Origin of the sequence: Streptomyces sp. NPDC017991, assembly GCF_044328075.1 — a bacterium.
GTDB lineage: Bacteria > Actinomycetota > Actinomycetes > Streptomycetales > Streptomycetaceae > Streptomyces.
Map to the genome: position 1 here is coordinate 38,509 of NZ_JBIRGP010000023.1, position 19,486 is coordinate 57,994.

The 19,486-nt window shown below is 67.5% G+C and carries 20 protein-coding genes and 3 pseudogenes; 12 read left to right on the plus strand and 11 right to left on the minus strand.

The genetic code is table 11. The features are described 5' to 3' along the window. Positions 1 to 707: 707 nt before the first annotated feature. From ACH4DZ_RS42300 to ACH4DZ_RS42315, 4 genes are all read right to left on the minus strand, one after another. A complete protein-coding gene (locus tag ACH4DZ_RS42300; RefSeq protein ID WP_398294776.1) occupies positions 708 to 932 on the minus strand; it encodes a hypothetical protein in 225 nt (74 codons plus the stop codon). Between the two features lie 242 nt (positions 933 to 1,174). After that, on the minus strand, positions 1,175 to 2,404 hold the full coding sequence (locus tag ACH4DZ_RS42305; protein WP_398294778.1) for a hypothetical protein: 1,230 nt from the start codon (positions 2,402 to 2,404) through the stop codon (positions 1,175 to 1,177). After that, positions 2,401 to 2,817 carry a hypothetical protein gene (locus ACH4DZ_RS42310; RefSeq protein WP_398294780.1) on the minus strand — a complete coding sequence of 139 codons (417 nt, stop codon included), beginning with the start codon at positions 2,815 to 2,817 and terminating at the stop codon, positions 2,401 to 2,403. The genes ACH4DZ_RS42305 and ACH4DZ_RS42310 overlap by 4 nt, the downstream gene beginning before the upstream one ends. A 69-nt stretch (positions 2,818 to 2,886) precedes the next feature. Then, entirely contained in the window at positions 2,887 to 3,153 is a 267-nt protein-coding gene (locus ACH4DZ_RS42315; RefSeq protein ID WP_398294781.1) for a DUF6300 family protein, read from the minus strand. Between the two features lie 809 nt (positions 3,154 to 3,962). Between ACH4DZ_RS42315 and ACH4DZ_RS42320 the strand changes: the two genes are divergently transcribed. The 3 genes and pseudogenes from ACH4DZ_RS42320 to ACH4DZ_RS42330 all read left to right on the plus strand — a co-directional run. Next, entirely contained in the window at positions 3,963 to 4,157 is a 195-nt protein-coding gene (locus ACH4DZ_RS42320) for a hypothetical protein (protein ID WP_398294783.1), read from the plus strand. Beyond that, entirely contained in the window at positions 4,154 to 5,407 is a 1,254-nt protein-coding gene (locus tag ACH4DZ_RS42325) for an RNA polymerase sigma factor (RefSeq protein ID WP_398294785.1), read from the plus strand. Before ACH4DZ_RS42320 ends, ACH4DZ_RS42325 begins: the two co-directional genes overlap by 4 nt. Before the next feature lie 105 nt (positions 5,408 to 5,512). Beyond that, positions 5,513 to 5,756 (plus strand): annotated as a pseudogene (locus ACH4DZ_RS42330) (restriction endonuclease); the annotation flags it as partial. Positions 5,757 to 5,823: 67 nt separating this feature from the next. Here the strand turns inward: ACH4DZ_RS42330 and ACH4DZ_RS42335 are convergent. Then, the gene (locus tag ACH4DZ_RS42335) at positions 5,824 to 6,765 is read right to left on the minus strand and encodes a hypothetical protein (RefSeq protein WP_398294787.1); all 942 of its coding nucleotides are present in this window, start codon (positions 6,763 to 6,765) and stop codon (positions 5,824 to 5,826) included. 635 nt (positions 6,766 to 7,400) lie between these two features. Beyond that, a complete protein-coding gene (locus tag ACH4DZ_RS42340) occupies positions 7,401 to 7,967 on the minus strand; it encodes a hypothetical protein (protein ID WP_398294788.1) in 567 nt (188 codons plus the stop codon). Positions 7,968 to 8,105: 138 nt separating this feature from the next. On the opposite strand from ACH4DZ_RS42340, the gene ACH4DZ_RS42345 reads away from it, so the two are divergent. From ACH4DZ_RS42345 to ACH4DZ_RS42365, 5 genes are all read left to right on the plus strand, one after another. Continuing rightward, positions 8,106 to 8,447: a hypothetical protein gene (locus ACH4DZ_RS42345; RefSeq protein WP_398294790.1), complete on the plus strand. Its 342-nt coding sequence runs from the start codon at positions 8,106 to 8,108 to the stop codon at positions 8,445 to 8,447. A gap of 43 nt (positions 8,448 to 8,490) precedes the next feature. Next, positions 8,491 to 8,655, plus strand: a complete 165-nt coding sequence (locus ACH4DZ_RS42350; RefSeq protein ID WP_398294792.1) for a hypothetical protein — start codon at positions 8,491 to 8,493, stop codon at positions 8,653 to 8,655. A gap of 371 nt (positions 8,656 to 9,026) precedes the next feature. Beyond that, on the plus strand, positions 9,027 to 9,275 hold the full coding sequence (locus ACH4DZ_RS42355; protein WP_398294794.1) for a hypothetical protein: 249 nt from the start codon (positions 9,027 to 9,029) through the stop codon (positions 9,273 to 9,275). Continuing rightward, entirely contained in the window at positions 9,253 to 9,828 is a 576-nt protein-coding gene (locus ACH4DZ_RS42360; protein ID WP_398294796.1) for an RNA polymerase sigma factor, read from the plus strand. Before ACH4DZ_RS42355 ends, ACH4DZ_RS42360 begins: the two co-directional genes overlap by 23 nt. Then, complete coding sequence (locus tag ACH4DZ_RS42365; RefSeq protein ID WP_398294798.1) at positions 9,828 to 10,814, plus strand: hypothetical protein; 987 nt, start codon at positions 9,828 to 9,830, stop codon at positions 10,812 to 10,814. Before ACH4DZ_RS42360 ends, ACH4DZ_RS42365 begins: the two co-directional genes overlap by 1 nt. 186 nt (positions 10,815 to 11,000) lie before the next feature. Here ACH4DZ_RS42365 and ACH4DZ_RS42370 read toward each other — a convergent pair. Next, positions 11,001 to 11,277: pseudogene (locus ACH4DZ_RS42370) on the minus strand (hypothetical protein); the annotation flags it as partial. 111 nt (positions 11,278 to 11,388) lie between these two features. Here ACH4DZ_RS42370 and ACH4DZ_RS42375 point away from each other — a divergent pair. The 3 genes from ACH4DZ_RS42375 to ACH4DZ_RS42385 all read left to right on the plus strand — a co-directional run bounded on the left by ACH4DZ_RS42375 (position 11,389) and on the right by ACH4DZ_RS42385 (position 15,070). After that, positions 11,389 to 11,922 carry an AAA family ATPase gene (locus tag ACH4DZ_RS42375; RefSeq protein ID WP_398294845.1) on the plus strand — a complete coding sequence of 178 codons (534 nt, stop codon included), beginning with the start codon at positions 11,389 to 11,391 and terminating at the stop codon, positions 11,920 to 11,922. 256 nt (positions 11,923 to 12,178) lie between these two features. Beyond that, positions 12,179 to 12,688: a hypothetical protein gene (locus tag ACH4DZ_RS42380; protein ID WP_398294800.1), complete on the plus strand. Its 510-nt coding sequence runs from the start codon at positions 12,179 to 12,181 to the stop codon at positions 12,686 to 12,688. A gap of 330 nt (positions 12,689 to 13,018) precedes the next feature. Continuing rightward, positions 13,019 to 15,070: an ATP-binding protein gene (locus ACH4DZ_RS42385; protein WP_398294802.1), complete on the plus strand. Its 2,052-nt coding sequence runs from the start codon at positions 13,019 to 13,021 to the stop codon at positions 15,068 to 15,070. On the opposite strand, the gene ACH4DZ_RS42390 is transcribed toward ACH4DZ_RS42385, so the two are convergent. Next, the gene (locus ACH4DZ_RS42390) at positions 14,976 to 15,335 is read right to left on the minus strand and encodes a hypothetical protein (protein ID WP_398294804.1); all 360 of its coding nucleotides are present in this window, start codon (positions 15,333 to 15,335) and stop codon (positions 14,976 to 14,978) included. The genes ACH4DZ_RS42385 and ACH4DZ_RS42390 overlap by 95 nt on opposite strands. A 521-nt stretch (positions 15,336 to 15,856) precedes the next feature. Further along, positions 15,857 to 16,360 (minus strand): hypothetical protein, encoded by a 504-nt coding sequence (locus ACH4DZ_RS42395; RefSeq protein WP_398294806.1) that lies wholly within the window; start codon positions 16,358 to 16,360, stop codon positions 15,857 to 15,859. Here ACH4DZ_RS42395 and ACH4DZ_RS42400 point away from each other — a divergent pair. Beyond that, positions 16,344 to 16,570: pseudogene (locus tag ACH4DZ_RS42400) on the plus strand (substrate-binding domain-containing protein); the annotation flags it as partial. The gene ACH4DZ_RS42395 and the pseudogene ACH4DZ_RS42400 overlap by 17 nt on opposite strands. 21 nt (positions 16,571 to 16,591) lie before the next feature. On the opposite strand, the gene ACH4DZ_RS42405 reads toward ACH4DZ_RS42400, so the two are convergent. Continuing rightward, complete coding sequence (locus ACH4DZ_RS42405) at positions 16,592 to 19,069, minus strand: caspase family protein (protein WP_398294808.1); 2,478 nt, start codon at positions 19,067 to 19,069, stop codon at positions 16,592 to 16,594. After that, positions 19,066 to 19,449 carry a hypothetical protein gene (locus ACH4DZ_RS42410; protein WP_398294810.1) on the minus strand — a complete coding sequence of 128 codons (384 nt, stop codon included), beginning with the start codon at positions 19,447 to 19,449 and terminating at the stop codon, positions 19,066 to 19,068. Before ACH4DZ_RS42410 ends, ACH4DZ_RS42405 begins: the two co-directional genes overlap by 4 nt. Positions 19,450 to 19,486 lie beyond the last annotated feature (37 nt).

Below are 19,486 nucleotides of genomic sequence, written 5' to 3' on the forward strand. Positions count from 1 at the left end.
GGGAGCACGTACCCCGGCTATGGACCTGACCGGAGCAGGTCAGCGCGGTGCCCTCGTGCGAGGCAGGTCCGAGAGGAAGAGAGCGGGGCGTGGGCGGTGCCGACCCACTGCGTTGCCGTGGCCAGGGACAGCAGCGAGCCCCCGGGACTCAACCACCGGGGGCTCACGATACGCATCTCACGGGAGACGGGAAACACGCTTCGCCGACTTCAACGACGCTTCCCGCAGCCCGGTCACGGCCTGTCCGTCCCGCTGCCTTTCAACGTGCCTGCTCCGACAGACACGGACCCACGCCGAACCTACCGGGCCCTCCACGGCCGCCGGTCACCGATCCCAGAAGGGGGCCCCGCCGACGACATCGGCGGGGCCCCCTCCTGCTCGCGCATGGTGACGCTTTGAAGTGGCTGCGGGAGTCACTGGGAGGTGTGCAGGCTAAAGTTTCTGGTCACAGGGCTGGCGTGCCGTGGGCATCGAGGTGCTCGTGCTGGTTACTGGCAGGTGACGTTGGTGAAGAGCGTCGGTCATGGGGCGACTGCGCGGTCCATGAGGACCAGCAGGGCCCTGACCAGGGCGGTCGCCCGGGAGGGGGCGGTGCGTACCTTGCCGGGGACGCGCCAGTTTCATCAGCGGCCCGAGCCCGAGCCCGAAAACGCCAACGGGCTCCCCGCCCACCGGAACGGGAAGCCCCACTTGCCTGGCTGCGCCGGTCAACCGGCCATGGCCGCCCCAACCAGCGCAACAGCCGCACCGCACAGCAGCACCACAAGCGGCCATGCCGGCCAGCCGCGCCTGGTACGCCTGCGCCACAGCACCAGCCACAGCGAACACGCCGCCACGAACACGACCGTCACACCGCTCAGCTCGCCCTGAAGGCGGGTGTGGATGCGGATGTCGGGCGTAAGGAGGCGAGTGGGGAGCGTCGGCTCCCTCACAGCCGGCGACAGACCCCGCCTCACGCCTCAAGCATCAGTCCGCCGTCAGATCGACAGCAACCAATGGCCACAACTCCCATGTAGGGGCCTTCCAATTCAGGCTCTCAGCTCGTTCATGTGCTGAGCCCGCGCCCGGCCCCGCTGCCTGAGTCGCGTGCTCTTCCGCCATCATGGGGCCGAGACGCCTGATCTTGGAGTCGGACCTGTAGCTCACCCGGTGCCGAAAGGATCAATCTTCGGTTTCACCCCGTGGGTTCTTGCAGTTCTGCCAGCAGTGCTGACACGGACCGCCGGGTGGCGTTTTTTCCGGCGTACAGGAATGGCCATTGGGGACCGTCGAAGAGGCCGGGTACCAGGCCCACGCGCTTGCACAGTCCACGGCCGACGGGGAACGCGGCGGTCAGCAGGCCGAGGAAGTCGTTGATGCCCGGGGTTCCCGTTGCGATCGGGCTGAGGGTGAGCCAGAGGTCCAGGCTCGCGACAACTGCGGATGTTGCTTCGCCCGCCGTCCAATGGAGCCCCGCCTCGGACAGTGCCAGCCCTGGAAAGCCGGCCTGCGCGAGTTGGTCGGCAAGTTCCCGGGCAACATCGACGTTCGCTGCGGCGACTCCCTGGGACTTGACTCGCTCGCAGACCGCGGCTGTCCAGGCCACCAGGGCGGTGTGCTCCTGGGTTCCGACGAACTTTCCGATGTCGGTCCGGTTTGTCTCGATGCTGCGCAGGACGTCCAGCAGTTGCCCGGTGACCTCGGCGAGATTGACGGGGACCGCTGTTTCTCCACCGATCTGCGCGGGGTGTGCCAGGTGCGGTACAGGCGGCGGACACGACATGGAGGCGATCCGGGTGATGAATTCACGGTCGGTCCTGCGCATCAGGAAGGGAATGTCAGCGTCCGATTCGCGGACTGCATGGCCGTGGTTATACGCGTCACGGAGCACTGCGATGACCTGGCGGCGCGGATCGTCGCCGCCCCATCGCCGTGCCGTCTCTAACGTGCCGGGCGGGATAACCTGTTCGGCCTCTCCTGAAGCGAGCAGCCGCTCCCACTCCAGGGTGCCTCCCCGGTCCTCCTCCACAGCCGCCTTCGCGAAATCCCATCCGCGCTCGTCCTCGGCCGCCACGACACGGCGCAGGCTGCGGTCCGTGATCGCCAGGTCGTCTTCCATGATGCTGCGGATCGCCCCATCGACCGACGTGTTCCACCGCGCCCCACCCCAGGGGTGGGCATCGCGTGCTTCGCGGTCGATCAGCCACTTGCGCCGGGCAACGATCCTGATATGCCCCTGTTCGACGTACTTGACGAAGCTGGCTGGAGTGATCCGGCAGCACGAATCTTGCAGAAGCGCGCTCGACGGAGCCCACAGCGTCAGCGGCTTGCTGGCCGCCAGCATCCTGTGCAGTTCCCCGTACCCTGGAGCACCCAGTTCGCTGATGTGACATAACGTCGCGAACCGTGTCGGCGAGGACGTCATAGGGCCACCACTTCCCTTGAGTGCGCGTCAGGTGCCGCAGGGTCGTAGACCCCATCCGACAGCCCGGTGATCTGTAGTACGGCCGTCCCGTCGTTACGCACAGCATGGGAAACCATGGGCGGCACTTCGATCAAAACTGCCCCGCGCCCCTCGAATACCCGGCTGTGTACAGGCGTGGTCTCGCCGCCCTCATCCCAGTGAGCCGACCACGCGCCCTGATGGACAACAATCAGTAGCTCGCGACGTGTCCGGTGAAAATGGTTCCCGCGCACGGCCTCGGGCACAAGCGTCGTGACATGCACGTCTACGGATCTGCCAGCCGACCCGAGCCAGGTGGCAGGCAGCGCAAAACTGCTGCCACGCTCGTCTCCGCCATCCGGCAGTACATGAAAAATCAGACTGTTCGCGCCCATTTCCACAGCCTGACACGTCAGACCCGCCGAAGAGAGCGGAACTTTTTTACCCGCCAGCAGATGTTCCTTTCACGGCCTGCCAGTCCTCGGCTGCTGGCCGACGGGTTCAGTTGTGGCCTCGGGGGTTTCTTCCCAGTGCCAGCCGTAGGTGGCCATGCCTTCCCGGGTCCACTCGATCACCAGGCGGGAGCCTTCTGCGGCCCGGCTGAGGTCGTGACTGCCACCGGAGGTGAAGAAGTCGATGAACGCGGCGGCCGCGGGCTTGTCGGTGTCGCAGACCTTGCACAGTTTCAGCCGGATGCGCCGACCGTAGGCGTCGGTCTTGGGCACCGCCATGGTGAGGAGCTGGTCGGCGTGGCAGCGTGAGCAGACAGGCAGGGTCTGGGACGTGTGGGAAGGGCGCCAGTGTCACTTCCATGGTGGCTGCGCGCAGGGCGCGGATGCGGTGTTAGATGCCGGGCGGGGCCGGTGTTGTCGAGGACGAACAGCAGCCGTGGGAACAGCGGGTAGCGGCGCCGCTAGGCTTCTTCCGCCTGTGCGACAAAACCACCCCCGACCGGGCCCACAACCCCGCCGGTAACTGCCCGCACCCTGCCGCGCCTTCGCGCGCGTATCCGCAGGCCACCAGCCCTGGTAGGGCCCGACCAACGAGGCCGACATCCCCCTCTGCACACCCCCACACCCCACCAGGACGAGAAAAGAAGGAGACGGGAAGGACGGGGCAGGCAGGTGTGCCTCGAGGTATCGGGGCGCCGGTTTGCCGGTTGCGCGTCGTTTTCGTCTCCGCGCTGCACACGCCGAACGGGACCGGCAGGGGGCAGTTCGGCGCCGGGTGCAGCGTCTGGCGCGACATCAGACGCACCGTGTGGCGCGCTACATGGCCCGAGATCAGATGCCCCGCCGGATCACGCAGGCGTGTATCGGCGCAGGCTCGGCAGTCTGGGCAGGGCTTCCACGTGAGCCGACACCCCGGGGCACACTTCCGCACCCCATCTGTCCCCTTGGAAGAGGGAGACGGGACGGGCCGGGAGGAAGAAGAGTCCTCTAAAGGATTCGGCCGCTGCTGTGCTCTACGTGTATGTAAGGCGGTCGGGGCAGGGACGCAAGCTCTCGCGCCGGCTGCGGGTTCTGACAGGGAGCAGGCGATGGAAGTCCTGGTGGTCGCAATTTTGATGGTGATGGCTCCGAGTGTGGGCAAGTTCGTGGACAGCCTGGCCTACCGTACGAAGGCCGAGGGCCAGGCCGAGATCATTCGGGCCAAGAGCGTAGTTAGCCGGGGCGCGGCACAGGATGCAGCGGCTCTGGCCCGGCATGGGAAGCGTCGAGGCGGACAGGGGTGAGCGCGAGTACCGACGGCCAGGGCGTTCCGCACGCGTCGTTAGAAACTGCCTTCCGGGTCTATCGCGGAGAGCTCACCGGCAGGGCGGTCAAGCTGCTGCGACAGGCACAGGTACCGCCCAGCCGGCTGGGCGCAGACGACGTCGTGCAGAACGCTTTCGTGAAAGCGCTGAAGACACCGGATGCGATTGGCCAGCCCCGGGCATATCTCCACAAGATCATTTCACGTGACGTTGCCGCGGCCGGTAAGCGCTACCGGCAGCAACTGGAAGCAGAGATGACCTGCGGCCACGACGTACTTGAACTCGGTCCGTACCTCGACAGCGATCACGCCAGGATGGTCGACGACCGTCTCGCACTCACGGCCTATCTCAAAGAGCTGCCGCTGGAACAGCGCAGAGCCCTCTACCTCACCAAGGGGGTCGGCCTGACCTATCAGGAAACCGCCGATCGTCTCGGTAAGCGCCCCGGCACTGTCGCCGCTCAGGTCTCGACAGCGCTGACGCGTCTGGTGGTGCTGACGGCAGCCGCGTGCACGGCGGGCGTCGCAATGGTCATGATTTTTGCCACGAGGGAACTGCGGCCTGCCTCAAAGAGCCCCGCAGATCCGGCGCAGGGCTACCCACCGCCTGCGCAACCGACCTACCTGGGTCACAGCGGCACCACGTGGATCGCTCTCGCCCTGCTGGCCCTCGCGCTGTCAGCGCTCCTCTACCTTGCCCTGGTCCTGAGCAGGGCGATCGGAGCGCGCCTGCCCTTCCTCCTCCTGAACTTCGCCAAGATCACCACCACACACGAGACGCACACACTCTGGGAAGCCGAGCTTCGCGCCATCATCACCAACCCCCACAGACGCCGATCGGCCGCCTACTGCCAGGGGATAGCCTTCTGCATCCCGCGCACAATCCCAGCGGTGATGCAAGCCATCACAGCGCCTCTTCGATGGCTGCGGTCCGCTCGCCGTCCGCCCGATTCTCACGCTCACTCATGGGACCCCCGACGCCTCACACGCCCCAAAGCAGCTACCGCCGCACTGTGTATCGGCCTGCTCGGCGCCGCTGTCTCCTTCACCGTGCCCCTGTACGGCCGCGTTCACGACGGCGGACCGCTGCGCCCCTGGGCGCAGTCGGTCCAGGCGGGCGGGCTGATAGTGACCATGGCGATGGTCATCTTCATGGCCTGCATGACCGTAGCGTTCCGGATCATGGACGCAAGAGCACGAGCCAGACGCAGAGTGGTGGAACGCAAATGATGCAGGCGTGGGGGCGGGCGCAGTCATGGATGAAGTGCGATCGCCGCCACTGACATCCGTACGGGATTTTCGAGCCCGCTGCCGGCCCGGCTGCGTTCGATGCACGGCCACGCCCGTGCGGTCGCCGCCGACGTACGGCGCCGCGCCGACCAGCTGCCGAAGGACAGCGGGCCCCGGGCGCTCGCCGATGTAGTCCTGCGTGAGGCGGTAGGCCGGCTGTCCACGACGCTGGAAGGCACCGTGGGGCTGCGTCCAGAACCGCGCCCGCCTGGTCCGCGCCCTCTACGAACGCCCGGACCGGCTGGAGGCCGCGCCCGCCCCGGGAAGGGGCGCACCGACAGCTGGCTGACCCGTGCCGGGGCCGATGGCCGCGCGGAAGGGTACAAGAACGTGAGCAATGCGATGCCGGTGCCGGGTCATCTGTCTCGATGGATGTCTTCGTCCGTGGGGTCTTCCGGGTCGTCCGGGATGAACTTGGGGTCTGGCTCCCAGTTCCCGTAGAAGTCTTCCGGCGAGTCGGAGAGTTCAACTTCGTCACCGAGGTCTCCCAGCTGCCAGAACTCCTCGTTCTCGACGTCGAGGTCGCATGCGGAGCAGGCGAAGACGTAGGGGGTGAAGACCACGACGGGGCTGTTCGTCTCCTCGATGTGGGTGTCGCCCATGAGCCACCCCTGTGAGCGGCAGGCAGGGCAGGTCGTCTCCAGGTCTTCTTCCATGTAGCGGGGCGAGTGCTGTGTGATCGTGGCGAGCACGATCTCCCGCTCTTTTGACGCCAAATGCCCGTAACGCTGCTCGAAGATGGCCCGTGCCTTGGCCAGCTTGCCTTCCAGTCGGATGCGGGCGGCCTGAACGCGTTCCTCGATCAGCCTGTCGTGCAAAGGGACATAGCTGCCCCAGTAGTCATCCGGAGCGATCTTCAGCTCTGCGAGCAACGGGTCGATCAGCCGCAGGCATGTGGTGAAGACCGTCTGGACCTCCGCGACGTCATGAACGCCGCTGTGAGCAACGCCGTTGCGGGCGTTCGCGACGGGCTCCAGTGCTTGCTTGTTGATTGGGATCTGATTCCGGAGGATCTTGTGGACTCGGGCATGGGCTTCCACCAGCCCGATCGTCTTCGCCCGACTCGCGGGGGCCGTGGCGTGCGCGCCGTGGCCGGTGGCGTGGAGGAGCGAATCGAAGTCCCGGGCCTCGACTATCAGCGCCGGGTGGAGGGCCGCGAGGAAAGCCTTGAGGAGGTGTTCGGCGGCGATCCCAGCGTGGTGAACTGCGAAGTCGTATGACTCGGGTCCCTCCGCGAACGCCGTGAGTGCCGCGGTCATCCACTTCCGCGACGAGGCCTTGAGCTGTTCGGCATGCATGGAGTGGACCATAGGGCTGTTGGGGCAGCGGCCGAACCTGGATTTCGGTGCTTAGCCCGTGGATGCGTTCGACCTGGAAGTTCTGCCGCATATCGGACCCAGTCTCCGGACTGGGTCCAGGCGGTGGCGGTCTCGGAGCTGATCCCCAGCCGATCGCTGTGTCCGCGCAGGCCGACCACGCCGGTTTGCCGTTGTCGGCCTGCTGACACCCCCGTTGTGGCTGCTCTGGCCCCCTGCCCCCCGGCTGGAGTGAAGGAGTAAGGGACGGGCGGGATAGGCGGTACGGCCGCGGCCGGGGACCGGGGCGCGTTCAGTCCGGCAGCGCGGCGGGCCCGGCCGCCGCGCAGCCCCGGCCATCGGCCCGGCAGCCTGGCCGGGAGGCGGGAGGGAAGCCGCCAGCACTCCGGTGCTGTCCTCCAGACGCTGAGCCCCACCAAGGGGGTGAGGCGGGAAGCTCTCGCCGGCGTCCCGGGGGCCGGGGACTGGCTCACGGCCGGTGACGCCGGCTGGGGTTTGTACGTTGCGGTGCACCGCGCCCCGGCGACCGGCATCCACCGGATCGAGGAAATGGGGTCCCCATTTTCGAGGGGGCAGGGCGAGGTTGGTGCGCACAGTCGGTCTGTGGCACCGCGAGGTCACACGGTGGCCGGCTGCGGCTCTTCCAGGACCTCGGCTACCTTCCGCGCCAGCGCCGCGACGGGCGGCGGCAGAAAGTTGTCCAGTGCGTCGACGTCGTCACACAGCCGGGCCCGCAGCCCGTGCAGACACGCCTCGGTGAACATCCGCTGCTCATCGGCCTCGGACATCAGCCCACCGCTGGCATATCCGCTACCCCACGAGTACCACCGGCGGGCGTCGGAGTCGCTCTCGGGCGGGGGCGCGGCACCGAGCATCCCGGCGATCTCCTGCCGGTCCGACTCGCGGGGGCCGGCCGCCCGGCTGCGCTGCTGGCGGGTCTGGAGGTAGGAAGCGAGGGTATCCAGGGAGATGTCGGTGTGCTGCTGGCAGTACGCGGCGATCAGCAGGGAGGCCATGTCCAGGGTGTCGGAGGCGTCCGTGGCCCGGTACAGCGTCATCCGTGTCCAGTCGTGCGCGACGTTCGGCTCGGTGTAGCGCAGGACCTCCTGACAGTTCATCACCGCCTCGGAGACCAGCTGGTGAAGGGCCTGCCGCAGCGGCTCGGGCATCGAAGTGCAGTCCATGCCCCGCACGTTAAAGGGCCCGCGGTCCCGCACTGCGCAGTCGCGGCTTGCCGGTCCCCCGGACGGATCAGACGCGGCCGCGAAGGGGCTTGCTGAGAACGGGTCACACCGCGGTAAGGCGGTCGATACCGTGATCGGGTGAGCGACTCTTCCGGGTTCATCAAGCAGCAGGTGGCCTCACGTCTCCATCGGCCCGACGGCTCGACGCAGACGACTCGGGCTCCGGCGGTGTGGACCCTGGCGCACCGCGGCTACTCCGGCAGCGGACGGCTGGACGTGTGGGTCTACGCAACCAAGCGGGACGCCCTGCGTGAAGGCGCCGCCCTGGCGATCGCCTGCGGTCTGGACGGCGAGGAAGACCAGGCCCGCCGTGGCTTCGCGGCGGGCCGGTATCAGAAGGTCATGGACTGCTACGAGAAGACCCGCCCCGAGACGCATCTGCTGCGCGTCCAGGCGGCGTTCCTGCAGTCTCCCGGCTGAGAGCGGCCTCCCGGTCGTGTGCCGCCGCGGCTACCGTCGCAGGATGACCGCGAGCGAGCCGGGCGACCGGCGCCTTCCCGAGGTGCTCATTCACGAGGCCCGAGCCCTGACCGGACCGGCGACAGGCCGGCCGGCCCCGCCGGTCGTGCTGGCCCGGGCCTGCCGGGCGTTCGTCATAGCCGGGCTCGTCAGCGTCGCCCTGGCCTGATACGCGGCTCCGGCGTGGGGCGCCTGCGCTGTCGGTGACCGCCTTGCCGATACGGCCTGCACGGTCCTCGGCCCGGTTGTCGGCCCGGAAGTGACGGTGTGGTGGGGCTACGGACTGACTGGCTCGGGCTCCGCACCTCCTTCGGCAGAGCGAATCGCTGGTCGCCCTCCAGTGCTCGTCCTGCACGCGTATTTCGGGAGCACACATTCGAATGACGATGTGCTGCCGCTCCGTCCCGAGCCCTCCTCCCAGGCGGGGACAGTCTCGTGACCAGGCAGATGTCACAACTCTTCGGAGAATTCGCACTGTTGAGGTGTGCGAGGTGCGTGAAGGTGGGCTGGAAGCCTGTACGGGAAAGGGAAGGGTGCGGAATGGAGCCTGTGATCACCGCAGCGGTGGTGACCGTGGCCGTCAGTGGCATCAACGCCATGGTGAAGATCGCTCAGCGGCGGTTGAACGTGTCTGTGGAGATGGCGCGCATCAGTGAGGCGGCGCAGACCGAACGGGTCCGCTGCCTCACTGGGCGGTCCGTCGCACTTGCCCCCTACCGTGACGGCCGTGAGGCGGATCCCGCCGGCCGGAGCGGGGGTGGCGAGCGTGGACGACGCCGTCAGCACTGATCTGCACCTTGCCGAGCCGCTGGAGGCAGATGCCACCCCGCTGCCGGGTATCCAGCTTGCCGGGGCTCTGCATGACCAGCAGTATCCCGCTCTGGTCTGCTTCCTGCTGGTGCAGGGAGCGTCGTGGACAGAGGCCCAGGACGCCGCGCAGGACGCTTTCACTCAGATGTGCGCGCCAGGCGTCACGATCACTTACCCTCGCGCCTGGCTGCGCACGGTGGCATGGCGGTCTTGGTTGAGCCAGCAGGTGAAACTCGAAGACACCTGCGCAGATCTGCCCGAACCGCAGATCGGCCTGCGCTGGCAGACCCCGGCCCACGCCGTTGAGCTGGGGGAGGAAGAACGCCAGGTGATCTCCCTTCTTCAGCATTTGCCGGCCAAGCAACGAGCCGCAATGGCCTGGCATCTGGACGGTTTCACCACTGAGGAGAGCGCACGCGCGATGGGGACCACTCAGGCGGCAGTCCGCCAGAACCTGGCCCGCGCGAGAGCCGCACTGAAGCAGGGCTTGCAGTTGGAAGGCCGGTTCATCGACGAGAGGAGGAAGGTGTGATGGGCAGTGATCCCCGTGCAGCGGAAGGAAACGGCCGACACGACGACGACCTTGACGCCCTGCTGACGACTATGCACCGTCGACTGGGCATTGCCGTTGTTGACCGCCTCAACGCCCACGGCGGGCCGCCCGAACTGCGTACTCCGGATCTTGCGCTGGACCGCCTCCTGGCAGCAACCCACCGCGCCACGGGGAATGCTGTCAGCCGCCGTCTGTCCAGGGACGACTACGCCGATCAGCACGACTCCGCACTCCAGGCGAGTCTCGAGCCCCGGAGTCACCTGGTCCGCCGCCCCGCGACGATCCGAGTGAAATACCGCGAAGAGGCCCTGCGCTTGGTACACAACTACTGGCCTTTCGACCTGGCCGAGGCCATGCGCACTGCTGTCCGCATCGTCCAGGACCTGTGTGACCTTCTGGGCGACAGCACACAACCTCTGAGTCGTGCCGACACTACGGTGGAGCAACTCCGAGAACACCTTGAGGGCATGTCCCGGCGTTCCCAGACGCACCGGTCCCAGGCTGCCCTCAGCAGCCTCGACTACCTCAACACCGTCGAGTCCGCCCTCGCCGACCCGGCCGAGCGCCTCGCCGACGAACTGCACAGCATCCGTGAACTCCTGGATGAAGAACTGGTGCCCTCCGTCGCCGCACTCCAGGCAACCGGACGCAGCTACCTGTTCGGCGTCGGGGCAGTCGCTCAGGACCTCATGGATGATCTGACCCACGGCTGTGGACATGCCGACGCGCTGGCCAGGGTGGTCGCAGAAGTCGAGCGGGCCAGCAACGACTTCGTCGGAGCAGACCTCACCAGCGCCAAGCTGGACGATGTACCCCTGGAGGGAATCCTGTGGGACGCAACAACCCTATGGCCGGCGCAGTGGGAAACCCGGGTGCGCCGTGCCTCACTACCCTCCGATGAAGAGCAAGGAGTTCTCGTGGTCGCGGTCACGGGATGCGATTCTGCGATCCACGCCGATGCGTAGGGCGTCAGCTCGGCGATGCTGCGTCCAGATGAGGGCTGCGTTGCCTGTGCCGGGCGACGAGGAGGGCGCTGGCCGTGCACGCCGGGCAGGTTGCCCGCGAGGAAGTCCAACGTCGTGCCCTGGCCGCCCTCCTGGACGCTGGGACGCGGCGGGCGGGGGAACAGTGCTGTACCGGCACTCGCAGGCTCAGGCGGGTACCGGGGCCGGGGCCGGCTTCAGCGAGGCAAGCGGGGAGTGCCGGCCTTTCTCGATTGAGCGCAGATGCTCTCAGTCGACCTCCGGGTGGGCAGGGACGACCGCGTCGACGGACGCCGTGGTGTAAAGCGACGTCGACGGCCCCGGCCCGGCTCGTGCCGAACTGGACCTCGATCGACGGCGGGGAGCGGACCCAACCGAGCTGGACCATGTGGTCGAAGTCAGCACGGCGCATCCGGAGCCGGGCGGCGGCCTGCTCGGGTCCGAGTAGGAGTGCCGTGCTCGCGTACGCGAGAAGTCACCTGTCCGGGCGTCGAAGCGGGTCCCGCCCCGGAATGCCCCGGCGTTGTCACCGGCCGTCGATAACGTGACCGCCGTGATGATGGGTAGCGAAGAATCCCGACTGGTCGTGGTCCGCGGCAACAGTGCCTCAGGGAAGTCGTCCGTGGCGGCTAGCCTGCGTGAGCGGTTCGGCCGCGGCCTGGCCCTGGTCGGCCAGGACAACCTCCGCCGTATCGTGCTCCGCGAGCGCGACCGGCCCGGCGCCGCGAACATCGGCCTGATCGACCTGACCGCCCGCTACGCCCTGGACGCCGGCTATCACGTCGTCCTCGAAGGCATCCTCTACGCCGACCACTACGGCGACATGCTCGCCCAGCTGCGCACCGACCACCGCGGCCCGACCCACGGCTACTACCTGGACGTGCCGTTCGGCGGAACCGTCGCCCGGCACGCCACCAAACCGATCGCCGACGACGTCGACGAGAGGCAACTGCGCGACTGGTACCGGGAACGCGATCTGCTGCCCGGCAGCATCGAGACCGTCATCGGCGCCGACAGCGCCCTGCACGAGACCGTCGACCGCATCATGAACGACACCGGTCTGGCCCACCTGCCCGCCGTGGACCGCTGAGCCGGGCCCGATTGCGACCGATGGTGCGCCTGAAGGCGCCACTGGCGCGCCTCCCCGACGACCTGGTGCAGACGCAAGCCGCCGGGATCTCCTGGAACGGCTGGGGCTCTGAGTAAGCCGTACAACCCTTCAGCCCCTTTGCGAGTCAGCACCACGCCATGTCAGCCGCACTTCCGGAGTTGCCGTGCAAGAGCCTCAACACCCCACGCTGGCCCTGATTGGGTTCGAGCCCCCCGCCCCTGGCTTGATCGATGGGATGGATGAGGAAGAACTCGCGATCACAGTGGGACTGGGGCTCGTTGCTCGCGAAGCGGCAGCAGTCGAGTACGTCCTGCACGGCATCTACGTCCATCTCGCGGAGATCGCCAGGGCTTACACCGCGCAGGCCATCGCCACCGGCGGGGCTCTGATCCGGCAGTGCAGAGAAACGCTGGAGGAGCTCGGTGACTCAGCAGTTCCTGCAACGCGCCGCGCGTCGCTCGTGCAGGACCTTGACCTGGCCGAGGAAGGCTTCCGGTTCCGTAATCGGTTTCTGCACGGCTACTGGATATTCGATCCTGAGGTTCAGTCCTGGCTGACCCTGAAGGGCGCCCATGGCATGACGCGACCCGAGATTGCGCATACGGGCAGCGAGGCAGTCTGGGAGCTGGCCCGCCGCTTTCAGGCATTGCGTGACCGTCTTGTTCATTGGGACATCGTTCAGTTCGGTGAACTGGCGGAGACCGAGAACGGCGACCGCGGCTGGGCATCGGTGAAGCACCTCTGATTGTCCGCGACCTGGAGGTGGCCGCAGATCGGGCGCTGGTACGGCGTGGTCAGCATCGGTTCCGGCAGCTGCCACGTCACACCGCATGCCTGCCACCCATCCGGTACCCCACCTGGGCGGCTGCGGCCAGCAGCGGTCGATCTCGTGGTTGCACCCGACCACGAGCCCCCTCGAGTCGCTGTTCGCCCAGCCTGAGGCAGCGGCTGGCAGGGCCAGGGCCCGCCTTGCGTACGCGATATGTAACTAAGCGTGCGTAACGGGTACGGTCTGCGCATGCCTATGGGGGAACACGACGCAGAAGGCCCTTCTCGCAGCGGAGTTGGGGTAGAGATGGCGAGTGCCGCCGTGCCGTCGCAAGCGGGGCCGCATCCGGCTGAGTTCCAGCTGTCGGTCGGCGAGGGAAAGATCCTTCAGTTCAAGAAGAAGCCCCAGATCGACGCTGTGGCAGAGTTGGTATGGAACGCCCTGGACGCGAATGCCACGCTGGTCGATGTTGAGCTGCGCCGTGAGTGGGAGGCAATCACTCAGATCGTGGTGAGCGACAACGGTGACGGCATGACGCCGGAGCGGGCCCGCTCCGCGTTCGCGGGGTATGGCGAAACCTGGAAGACCGGCAAGACGCACACCGAAGGCAACACGCGCATCCTGCATGGCCGCAACGGCGAGGGGCGCCTGTTCGCCCTTGCTTTGGGCGACCGGCTCACCTGGGAGTCGGTGGCTGAGGTCGACGGCGGTCTTGTGGGGGTCTGGGTCAGCGGCAACGCCGACCACTCCACCGTCTGGCGGGCCGAAAAGACGGAGCCCGCCCGTGACCGGACCGGTACCACGGTTCGCATCGATGTTCCCCAGGGCAAGACCCTGCGGCGGTTGGAGCGTGATGACGCTGCTGCGAATCTCACCGCGAAGCTGGCGTTCTACCTCAGGGCCTACCCGGACGTCTGCGTGACGTTTGACGGCAGGCGGCTGGATCCCAGCGACATCATCGTCGGTGAACCCATCGATCTGCCGCTGAACCTGTCAGAGGAGTACAGCCAGGAGGACCCGGCCCCCGTCGTGACCTTCGTGGAGTGGAACCAGCGGATGAGCGACCGCAGGATGCTCATCTGCAACGCCGATGGCATCGCCTTGTACGAACAGGGCCGGGAGTGGTCCGACAGCATCGTCAGCTTCACGCCCTACCTGCGGTCCAACCTGTTCAAAGACATCTCCGTCGAAGACCTGCACGGCCTACCCATGTCCCACGGCGGCCTCCTGGATGCGGCTGCCACGGCTGTCCAGGAGCACCTCTCCCTACGCGGTGCGCAGATCTCCGCAGCTGTGGTGCGGCAGCTGAAGGCCGAAGGCATTTACCCCTACGCAGGGCCGCCCGCCAGCGGTACACAGGCGATCGAGCGCCAGACCTTCGACGTCGTGGTGACCGTCGCCCGCGACGCCCTCCCGACCAAGGGCGCAGCTCGCCGGCTCTCCGTGAGTCTCATCCAGACCGCGCTGGAAAGCAGCCCCGGCGACCTCCACACCATCCTGGCGAAGGTCCTGGCACTCAGCGACGAAGACCGCCGGCACCTGAAAAACCTCTTGGACAGCACCGACCTGACCCATGTCATCGAGGCCGCCACCACCGTCACCAACCGCCTGAACTTCATCGGCGCGCTGAGGAAGATCCTCGCCGACCCTCATCTCCGCAAGGACTTGCGTGAAGTCGATCAGCTTCACCCCATGATCGCCAAGAACCTCTGGCTGTTCGGTGAAGACTGGAACATGACCATGAACGAAGTCGGTCTCACCAACGTGCTCCAGGCTCACCTGGAAGACCAACTTGGTGAGGACATCGTCCTGGAGAACCGGCTCGACACCGTCACGCAGCCGGACGGGCGCACTGGCCGGGTGGACATTCTGATGTTCCGTAGCCGACGCGACGACAGCTCCACCGAACGGCTCGTCATCGAACTCAAGCGCCCCAACGTCAAGGTGGGGAAGAAGGAGCTCGACCAGATTAAGGGCTACGCCCGCGCCATCGTCGACGATCCGCAGTACAGCGGAGTCGACTGCAAATGGCGCTTCTACCTGATCACCTACGAATACTCGGACAAGATCCTTCGCGACATCCGGCAGAAGGAAAAACCGGAAGGCCTCGCCGACGACCACCACGACTACGAAGTCTGGGTCAAGAGTTGGGGCGAGATCCTGAATACGGCGGAGAAGAAACTGCTGTTCTTCCAGCGTCAGCTGAACTACGAGGCCACCGACGACCGCGTCACGCAGCACCTGCGCGAGAGCTACTCCCGTTTCATCCCGGAGGCACTCGCCGAGGACGGCCAGAACGGCGCGGCAGCGTCCGGCAGCAACACGGGCAGTGAAACAACGAGCACGTTGCACCCTTGACCTGGGCAGAAGCCTGAGGCAGCGGCTTCGCCGGGACGGGACGTGGGGTGACTGCGTCGGGCGGGGCCGGCGCGGGCTGGTCGGCGGTGCGGAACTCGGTGTCGACGATGGTGGAGGCGATTTCGTCCTTGCTCCACTTCTCGGGGTTGTTGTACGGAATCAGGCCGCCCGCGTAGGCCATGCGCAGCAGTTCGGCCTTGGTGTGATTGCGCACCAGCTCGTTGATGCGCTGCATCCGCGCCACCTGGCGCTCTTCCTCCGTCACGGTGTCGCCCTGGTCGTGGTCCTCCTGCGCCTACGCGTCCGACGGCGAAGGCTGGACGGAACTGTCGTCCACCGCCGGGCTGGACGGTGCCGGCACCGCTGCGGCCTTTGCCCAAGGCACACCCAGGGCTGCGAGGGCGGTGTCCAGGAGCGGTTTTTCTGATCGGTAGGTGGTGGTCTGGCCTGTGCTGATCAGGTTGTGGTGCGTCTGTGGGCGAGGGATTGTAGTGGCGCGGTGGCTGCAGTGGTTGAGGGCGTTGCGCTGGAGCAGGGATATGGCCTGCGGGTTTGTCAGGTAGCTGGTTGGGTGACAGGTCGTGTCATCTGGGGTGAGCAGGGTGCAGGTTCGGTGGTGATGTGCCGCCTTTCTTGAACCGGGTCCCGACGCTCAGACGGTGACCTCTGCTTGGCAGTGAGTTCGCTGGGGGCGTCACCCTGCTACTGCTACTGCTACTGCTACTGCTTCTGTGCCCACGGCTACGGATCTGGGCTGATCACGACTGGTCTGCAGTTCGCCTTGGGTTACAGGCTGTCGGCCCATGAGGGGACGGGGTAGGTGTGGACGTCGCCGAGTGCGAGGCGGAGTGGTCCGAGGAGACGGTGGGCGAGGCTGGGGGAGAGGTCTTCGACTGCGAGGGCCGTGGCGGCGAAGCACACGGCTTTTTGTTCGTCCGAGAAGCCCTGGACGCGTTTGCTGTGGGAGCGGGCTGTTCGGGCCAGTGCTGTTTCGGTGTGCTTGATCAGGGCGTTCTTCAGCGTGACCCGGTCGGCGCTCGCGGCGAGGTCTTGTGCCTCGTACCAGGCGGGGTCTTCGCGATCGGTCGGCCATGCTTTGTCGTAGGAGCGGCGCAGGGTGAGGACTTCGTCCCAGGTCAGCTTCTCCAACCGGGCGAGGAGTGCTGCTGCTGTTCGCCCTTGGGGCCCCAGCGCCCACCAGGCCGGTACCCGGAACCATATTCTTTGGCCCCAGGTCCGTCCGGAGCGCTCCTCGTCGTCGTTCGGGGCAAGACTCAGCTTCGACAACATCCCCGAGCCCACGTCCTTCCTGCCGGCCCTCACCACCGTCCATCAGGACTTCGCCGGGGTGGGGCGGCTGTGTGCGGAGGAGGTGCTCAGCAAGATGCGGGAGGGTGTGAGGGCGTGGGGGGCGTCGAAGAAGGCGGGTACGGGACGACGCTCGTCCCGACGCGGCTCGTGCGGCGACGGAGTACGGCACCGCCGCCGGGTGTCCGCTGAGCGCAGCCGGCGAAAGGCGGGTCACTTCTTCTTCGGTGCCGTCTGACGGAGCTGTGCCATACGGGTGTGGCGGCGGCCTGCGTAGCGGGTTATCGCTTGGTCCAGATCCTCCGGTGGGGCCTTGATGCCGTACTCCTCCAGGATCAGCAGGCGCAGACCGCCGTGTTGACGCCGGACACGCAGCCACAGCGCCTGCGGGATCACGGCGCCGTGGCGTGGCCACAGGACGAGGGCGTGTTCCTTCGGATCTGCGCGGGCCACGATGCCGACGCGGTCGATGTCCCCCCAGGGGATGTGGAGCTGGTGTCTGCCCAGGAGCCAGGCCCGCAAGGTCAGTCCGGCCGGGCCCACATGGATGTGGACGTGGTGTCTGCCGGTGAGGAAGTACGCCGCGTAGCCGAAGACGAAGAACGGGAACAGCAGCGCGTCCATCACCACCGGAAGCCAGTCGGGCGGTCGCGCCCTGTCGGTCGCCAGCACACCGATCGCGAACGGGACGAAGCATGCCGCGCCCACGACGGCGAAGATGTGTTCCCGGTGGCGACCGCGGAAGGTGCGGCCGATGACGGGCAGGGGCGGCGCGTCGGGCCGCGTACGCAACCACGCCTCGCTCGGCAGCGCGAGCTGTTCCTCGTCGGCGAACCGCGAGAGCGCGGCCTCCAGAAGTTGCCGGTCGAGTACGACCTCTGGCAGGACGCACAGGGTCAGGGCTCCCGGCACCAGTCTCGGCAACAGCCTGTTCGTACGGTCGACTCGGCCCTCCATGCTCCCGGTGGGCCGAACCGCCAGGAGACCTGGATAGGGGATCCCTCGCGGCCAGTTCACTACGCCGATCCGCTCGATCTCCGTCCAGGCGTACGCGATCTTCAGCTCGCCCCGTGTCAGGGTGAGCCCGGCTGCTCCGACCGTCAGGCGAACGGGACGGATACATCGCGAGGCGGCGAACCAGGCCGTGCCCAGGAAGAACGCGCACAGGGCCAGCGATACGTACTCCGTCAGGATGTCCGTGGGCCGGACGAGCACACCGAGGGGGGCGGTGTCGAAACCCTGGGTCGCGCAGAGCACCGCCATAGCCGCGAGCGCGCGACGGTCGGCTGTGAAGACCTGCTCGTTCGCGGTGGCCGGCGCCGGATGTGTGGCGATGCCGGGACTGGGGGCCCAGGCCGTTCCGGCGTAGAGGGCGAGCGCGGCCTCGACGGCTTCCGGGGTCGTCCTGAGCCTGCGCAGATCCGCGAATCGGAGGATACCCTCGGTGTCCTCCTGGTGAGGTCCGGGGGACCTCCGGCTCCCCGTGTGCGCGAAAACTCCGGGCATGGGCCGGAGCATCAGGTCGTATCCGCGCCCCCGCAGCCGGCCCGGGGGCCGCTGCCGCAGCCAGCACCGGCTGATCCCGTGCCACGGGTACGAGAAGTGTTCGGAGACCCCGTACCGCAGCTCGATGCCGTCCGGACTCAGCACCAGCGCGTAGCCGGCCGGATTCCGCACCCAGAGGGCCCAGAACAGTGTGACGGCGCCCACGAACGCGAGAATCGTGACCCAATGGCGCCAGTCGGCCGGGTCGACGTTCTTGTCCTCGTCGGGGAACAGCGCTTTGCCCAGCAGCAACAGGCCGACGGAGAGTGGCGCTCCCACGACCCAGTTGCGGAGCCGGTGATAGGTGAGACTGGGCCCGAACCGGATCTCACCGCTCGCGGGGCGGCGGTCCGGCGCCCTCTCCCCCTCGTCCTCCGTACCGCCCCCGGCCTTCACCCCGGCCGGCAGGGGCGCCGCCCTATTGCGCGCCAGCCCCAGCCGCGCGTGCCCGTCCGAGCTTTGCTGGCGCGGCTCCGGGTAGCCCCTGCGGGCCAGGGACTTCGTCAGCGGGTCGTAGAGCGCGCTGAGAGTGAGGAGGTCGGGGCCGCCCGGGAGGCCGTCGCGCAGGAGGCGGAGGAACTCGCCGGTGAAGGCGGTGTAGCGCTCGCCCACCGGAGCGTAGGAGGGAGCGTTCGCGGAGGACGTGAGGATGTAGGTGCCCCGGATGGCCAGGGCTTCGGCCGGCTCGGTCGGGGTGCCCATGAGCGTGTCCAGGACGCGGCCGCTGTTGCAGCAGTCGAGGATCAGGATCTTGTTGAGGCAGGGCGAGTCCTCGAGGATCTCCCGGATAGCGTCGAACGGGATGGACGTCCAGCGCAGATCGCTCTCGTTCGTGCCGGTCAGCGCGAGATGCAGGAGCAGCTTGTCGTTGAGGACGCCGTGGCCGGAGAAGTAGACGAGCAGAGTGTCGGTGGCCGTCATGGCGGCCTCGCGGATCGTGGCGCAGACCGGGCGCGGGTCCGGGGCGTCCTGCACGACCGTGCAGCGCCCGCTCAGGAAGCCGCCGAAAGCGTCGGACGTCAGCAGCTCCTGCAGGACCTCCAGGTTGTTGCGTACGGCGAGGAGGTCCGGCAGGTCGCTGTCGTAGCGGGAGGTGCCGATGAGGACCGCGCGGGAACCCCGGGGGTCCGGCAGTCGGAGGGTCACGGCTGACGGTGGTCGCGCAGCGCGGTGTCGAGGAGGGTCCGGGCGTCGTCGGCGGAGTCGGCGGTGACCTTCACGCTGCGGCCGTCGGGCAGCGTGAGCTCCACCGTTGCCGCTGCCCGCCGCGCCTTGAGCAGCGCGGGGAGCGAGCGTACGAGGGCGGTGACGGCGCCGCTGCTGCTGATGGCGATGGCCAGCAGTTCGATGCCGGAGCCCATCTGCCCCTTCTCGGGAACCCTGGGTATCAGGCTCACCCGGCCGCGCAGTTCGGGCTCGGCGACCAGGCCTCGGCGCAGGAGGGACAGGTCTTCGTCGGTGGTGGGGGCGTTGCCCGCCTGGCCGGTGGCGTCGTCGGTGAGCAGTCTCAGCGTTACGTCCAGCACGTCGTCCCCCGCCGTGGCGTCTCGATCACGTGCAGGA